This is a genomic window from Stenotrophomonas sp. 05L44_2, assembly GCF_056665995.1.
Genome location: NZ_JBFTNR010000562.1, coordinates 1 through 5,126, shown reverse-complemented (window position 1 = coordinate 5,126; position 5,126 = coordinate 1). Strand labels below are relative to the sequence as shown.

The following is a 5,126-nucleotide window of genomic DNA, read 5'->3' as shown; positions in this document are numbered from 1 at the left end:
GTACGTCGGCGGTCTGGAACAGGAAGATGCCCGCAGCCAGGCCGAAGATCGACTGCAGCAGGTACTTCCAGCGCGACTTCAGGCCGTTCGGGTCGCGACGGACGATCTTGATCCAGTCGTCGTACCAGCCGATGGCGCCGAAGCACAGCATCACCGCCAGCACCAGCCACACGTAGCGGTTGCGCAGGTCGGCCCACATCAGCACCGACAGGGTGACGGTGAGCAGGATCAGCGAACCACCCATGGTCGGCGTGCCGGCCTTGGAGAAATGGGTCTGCGGACCATCGGTCCGGATCGGCTGGCCGCCCTTGAACTGGGCAAGCTTGCGGATCATCGCCGGGCCGAGCCACAGCGACAGGAACAGCGCCGTCAACGCGGCAAGGATGGCGCGGAACGTCTGGTAGTTGAACAGCCCGAACAGGCTCTCCAACTGCTGCAACCATCGAGCCAGTTCATACAACATGCGGGGATTCCTCTCCTTGCGCCAGCAGCGCTTTGACAATCGTGTCCATGGCGCTGCCACGGGAACCCTTGACCAGGCAGCGCACGCCGGCGTGCAGCGCTTCCTTCAGCGCCTGCGACAGCGCGTCATGGGTGGTGAAATGATGTCCGCCCTCGCCAAACGCAGCGGCGGCAGCGGCGCTGAGCGGGCCCAGCGCATACAGGCGCTTGAGGCCGGCGGCACGCGCGCGGATGCCCGCCTGTGCATGCAGCGCCTCGGCGTCGGCGCCCAGCTCGCGCATGTCGCCCAGCACCAGCCAGCCCTCTTCCGGGGCGGCGGCCAGTGCGTCGATGGCGGCGGCCAGCGAACCAGGGTTGGCGTTGTAGCTGTCATCCACCAGCACCGCGCCGTTGTGCAGCTGATGGGCGATCTGGCGGCCCGGCACCGGCTGCGCTTCCGCCAGGCCGGTGGCCACCAGTGACAGCTCGATGCCGGCGGCAAGCGCCAGGCTGGCGGCGGCCAGCGCATTGCTGATGTTGTGGCGGCCCGGCAGGCCCAGCACCACGCCCGCCTCGCCCATCGGCGTGACCAGGGTGAAGCGGCTGCCCTGCGCACCGGCGCGGATGTCGCGCGCGGTGACGTCGGCGGTGTGTTCCAGGCCATAGCGCAGCACCCGGCAACGTGCCGGGGTACCGATGAAATGCTGTTCGAACCAGCGCCCGTAGGCATCGTCGGCGTTGATCACGGCCACGCCATCGGCCGGCAGCGCGGCGTAGATCGCGCCCTTGGTCACCGCCACGCCGAGCAGGCTGCCCATCCGCTCCAGGTGGGCCGGGGCGATGTTGTTGACCAGGGCATAGCGCGGGCGCGCGATGTCGGTCAGGTAGGCGATGTCGCCCGGCTTGCCGGCGCCCATCTCGTAGACGGCGTAGTCGGCATCTTCCGGTGCGTCGATCACCGCCAGCGGCAGGCCGATCTCGTTGTTGCGGTTGCCCGGGTTGGCGTAGACCACCTTGTGCGCGTGCTGGGCCACCTGCTGCAGGATCGCCAGCAGCAGGCTCTTGACGCTGGTCTTGCCGTTGCTGCCGGTGATGGCGAACAGTTCGGTCGCGCGGTCGCGCTGCATGCCGGCGGCGATCTTCGCCAGCGCGCGCTCGCTGTCGGCCACCAGCACCTGCGGCAGGTCCAGCGGCAGCAGGCGCTCGACCAGCAACGCGCTGGCGCCACGCGCCTGTGCGTCGGCAGCAAAATCGTGGCCGTCGAAGCGTTCGCCACGCAGCGCCACGTACAGGCTGCCCGGACCAAGGCTGCGGGTATCGTTGCTGACCGCGTCGATGGCCACGTCGTCGCCGTGGATCTCGCCACCGGCCCAGTGTGCGATCAGCGAAAGCAGGGTGCGCTTCATGCGGCGCCCTCCCCGGCCTGAGCGGCCAACACACCGGCCTTCGCAGCCAGCGCGGCGGCCGATACTTCGGTGTCGTCGAAGTCATGCCGCACGCCATTCACTTCCTGATAGGGCTCGTGGCCCTTGCCGGCGATCAGGATGATGTCGCCGGCACCAGCGCGCTTCACCGCCAGGCCGATCGCACGCGCGCGGTTGCGCTGCACGGTCACGGCCGAGGCATCGGTGAAGCCAGCCAGGATGTCGGCCACGATCACGTCGCCGTCTTCGCCACGCGGGTTGTCGTCGGTGACGATGACCTGGTTGGCCAGGCGCTCGGCAATGGCAGCCATCTGCGGGCGCTTGCCGGTATCGCGCTCGCCACCGCAGCCGAACACGCAGAACAGCGTGCCCTGCAGGTGGCCGTGCAGGCTGTCCAGCGCCTGTTCCAGCGCGTCGGGGGTGTGTGCGTAATCAACCACCACGGTCGGCAGGCCGTCTTCGCCGCCCAGGCGGTTCATGCGGCCACGGATCGGCTGCAGTGCCGACAGCACCTCGGCGATGCGCGGCAGCGGATGCCCCAGCGCATGCAGGCTGCCGGCCACGGCCAACAGGTTGTCCACGTTGAAGCGGCCCAGCAGCGGCGACTGCACTGCAGCGCGCTGGCCGTCGATGACCAGTTCGAAACCGATGCCGCGGCCGTCCAGCTGCAGCGCTTCAGCGCGCACGCTGGCACCGTCGGCACCACGCGAGCTCAGGCCAATGGCCTGCACGCCCGCCGGCAGACCGGCGAACAGCTGGCGACCGAACGCATCGTCAAGATTGATGCCATCGCCACCGCGCCCGCGCCATCGTCGCGCAGCTGCGCCAGCAGCGCATGCATCTGCAGCACCAGCGGGGTGGTGAAACCGGTCGGCTCGACCGCACCATAAAGTCCGGCGCCCAACGTGCCGATACTGCCACTGGGCGTACCGAGCAGGTGCCAGGCCTGGGCCAGCAGCTGCACGGTGGAGGTTTTGCCGTTGGTGCCGGTCACGCCAACCATGGTCATCGCCCGCGAAGGCGCACCATGGAACTGGTCGGCCATTGCCCCCAGACGCGCACGCAGGTCCGGCACGGCGATGGCATCGGCCGGTGCAGGCAGCTCGGCAGGCGCCGGCGCTTCGAAGAGGATCGCGCCGGCACCGGCAGCACGCGCCTGCTCGACAAAACCCAGGCCATGCGCGCCGAAACCGGCGATGGCAACGAAGGCATTGCCGGGGCGCACGGCACGRCTGTCCAGCACCAGGCCGGTCAGAACGGGATCATGGCCCGCCAGGGCCACGTCCGGAAGCAACTGCGAAAGCAACATCGAAGGGCTCATTGCGTGCCTCCCGTGGCGGGCGGCACATGGGGGTGCGCGCTGGGCAGCGCGGCATCGAATTCAGCGGCGGCATCCACCGGCAGTGCGGCTTCGGCCGGCGGCACCGGCAGCACCGAGGCCGAATGCCCGATCTTTCCGGACTGCTGGGCAGCCAGCCACGACTGCAGGTCATCCAGCGGCACGTCCATCAGGCGCAGGGTGCCTTCCATCACGTTGTGATAGACCGGCGCCGACACCAGGCCGCCGTAGAACTTGCCGCCCTGCGGATCGTTGATGACGATGACGGTGGCAAAACGCGGATTGGTGGCCGGCACCACGCCGGCGAACAGCGCGTTGTAGTGGCCGCGCTCGTAGCCACCGGGGCCGGTCTTGCGCGCGGTACCGGTCTTGCCGGCCACGCGGTAGCCCAGCACCGCCGCCTGCTTGGCGCCGCCCTGGGTGACCACCGTTTCCATCATCGCCACCACCTGCTTGGCGACGTTCTCGTCGATGATCTGCTGGCCTTCGTTGCGCTGGCCCTTGACGAAGGTCGGCGCGATCAGCTTGCCGCCGTTGGCCAGCGCCGAGTACGCGGTGGCGATCTGCAGCGGCGTGACATTCAGGCCATAGCCGTAGGACATGGTCGTCTTGGTCGCGCCGTCCCAGTTGGCGGGGCGCCGCACGACACCGCCGGACTCGCCGGGGAAGCCACTGTGCGGCACCGAGCCGTAGCCGAAACGGCGCACGCCGTCGTAGAACACCTGGTCGGGCATCTTCGCGGCGATCTTGGCCGCGCCGATGTTGGAGCTGCGGGTGATCACACCGGTGACGTTCAGCACGCCGTTGTTGCGCGGCACATCGCGGATGGTGAAACGGGCAACCTGCATGTAGCCCGGGTTGGTATCGATGATGGTGTCCTTGGTCACCACCCCGGACTGCAGCGCGGTGGCGATGGTCAGCGGCTTCATCGTCGARCCCGGCTCGACCAGRTCGGTCACCGCGCGRTTGCGGCGCGTGTCCGGCACYGCGYYGKTSAGCGAGTTSGGGTTGTAGGTCGGCAGGTTGACCATGGCCAGGATCTCGCCGGTGGTCACGTCCATGATCACCATCGAGCCGCCGGCCGCCTTGTTGGCCACCAGCGCGTTGCGCAGTTCCTTGAAGGCCAGGTACTGGATGCGGCGGTCGATGCTGAGGGTCAGGTCCTTGCCCGGCTCGGCCGCACGCAGCAGATCGCTTTCGACCGTCTCGCCCTTGCGGTTGCGGATCACCCGCTTGCCGCCGGGCTTGCCACGCAGCCATTCGTCGAAGGCCAGCTCCAGGCCTTCCTGGCCGCGGTCGTCGATGTTGGTGAAGCCCAGCACGTGCGCCATCGCTTCACCCTGCGGGTAGAAGCGTCGGAACTCGCGCTGTGCGGCCACGCCCGGAATCTTCAGCGCGACCACGCGCTCTGCCTCGTCCGGATTGATCCGGCGACGCAGGTACATGAATTCCTTGTCCGACTTCTGCGACAGGCGGCTGCTCAGCTCGTCCACCGACATGCCCACCGCCTGTGCCAGCTCGGGGATGCGCTCGGGCGAACGCAGCAGGTCCTGCGGGTTCACCCAGATCGAGGCGACCGGGGTGGACACCGCCAACGGCTCGCCGTTGCGGTCGGTGATCATGCCGCGCGAAGTCTTGATCGGCAGTTCGCGCAGGTAACGCGCTTCGCCTTGGCGCTGGTAGAAGTCGCTGTTGATGATCTGCACGTAGGCGGCACGACCCACCAGCGATACCGAGCACAGGCCGAGCGCCAGGGCCACCCAGCGCAGGCGCTGGCGCAGGTTGAAGGCGTTGCGTGGACGGTTGCGGCCGGTCTTGCTCATGGGCGCACCACCACCACGTCGGCGGCTTCGGGGAACTTCATGCCGAGCTTTTCGCGGGCGATGCTGTCCACGCGGTTGGCTTCGGCCAAGGTCGCCTGC

Annotated in this window: 4 protein-coding genes and 1 pseudogene; all 5 read right to left on the bottom strand. The window is 68.5% G+C overall.

Annotation, left to right across the window (positions count from 1 at the left end; translation table 11 throughout):
- A partial coding sequence (locus tag AC1VAN_RS17420; RefSeq protein ID WP_480986303.1) for an MraY family glycosyltransferase occupies nucleotides 1–463 on the bottom strand: 463 nt, incomplete at its 3' end.
- The gene (locus AC1VAN_RS17415) at nucleotides 453–1,847 is read right to left on the bottom strand and encodes a UDP-N-acetylmuramoyl-tripeptide--D-alanyl-D-alanine ligase (protein ID WP_032974908.1); all 1,395 of its coding nucleotides are present in this window, start codon (nucleotides 1,845–1,847) and stop codon (nucleotides 453–455) included. The genes AC1VAN_RS17420 and AC1VAN_RS17415, both read right to left, overlap by 11 nt.
- A pseudogene (locus tag AC1VAN_RS17410) lies at nucleotides 1,844–3,186 on the bottom strand (Mur ligase family protein). Before AC1VAN_RS17410 ends, AC1VAN_RS17415 begins: the two are co-directional and overlap by 4 nt.
- Nucleotides 3,183–5,027, bottom strand: a complete 1,845-nt coding sequence (locus AC1VAN_RS17405; RefSeq protein ID WP_480986302.1) for a peptidoglycan D,D-transpeptidase FtsI family protein — start codon at nucleotides 5,025–5,027, stop codon at nucleotides 3,183–3,185. Before AC1VAN_RS17405 ends, AC1VAN_RS17410 begins: the two are co-directional and overlap by 4 nt.
- The coding region (locus AC1VAN_RS17400) for a cell division protein FtsL (protein WP_480986304.1) at nucleotides 5,024–5,126 on the bottom strand (103 nt) is incomplete at its 5' end. The genes AC1VAN_RS17400 and AC1VAN_RS17405, both read right to left, overlap by 4 nt.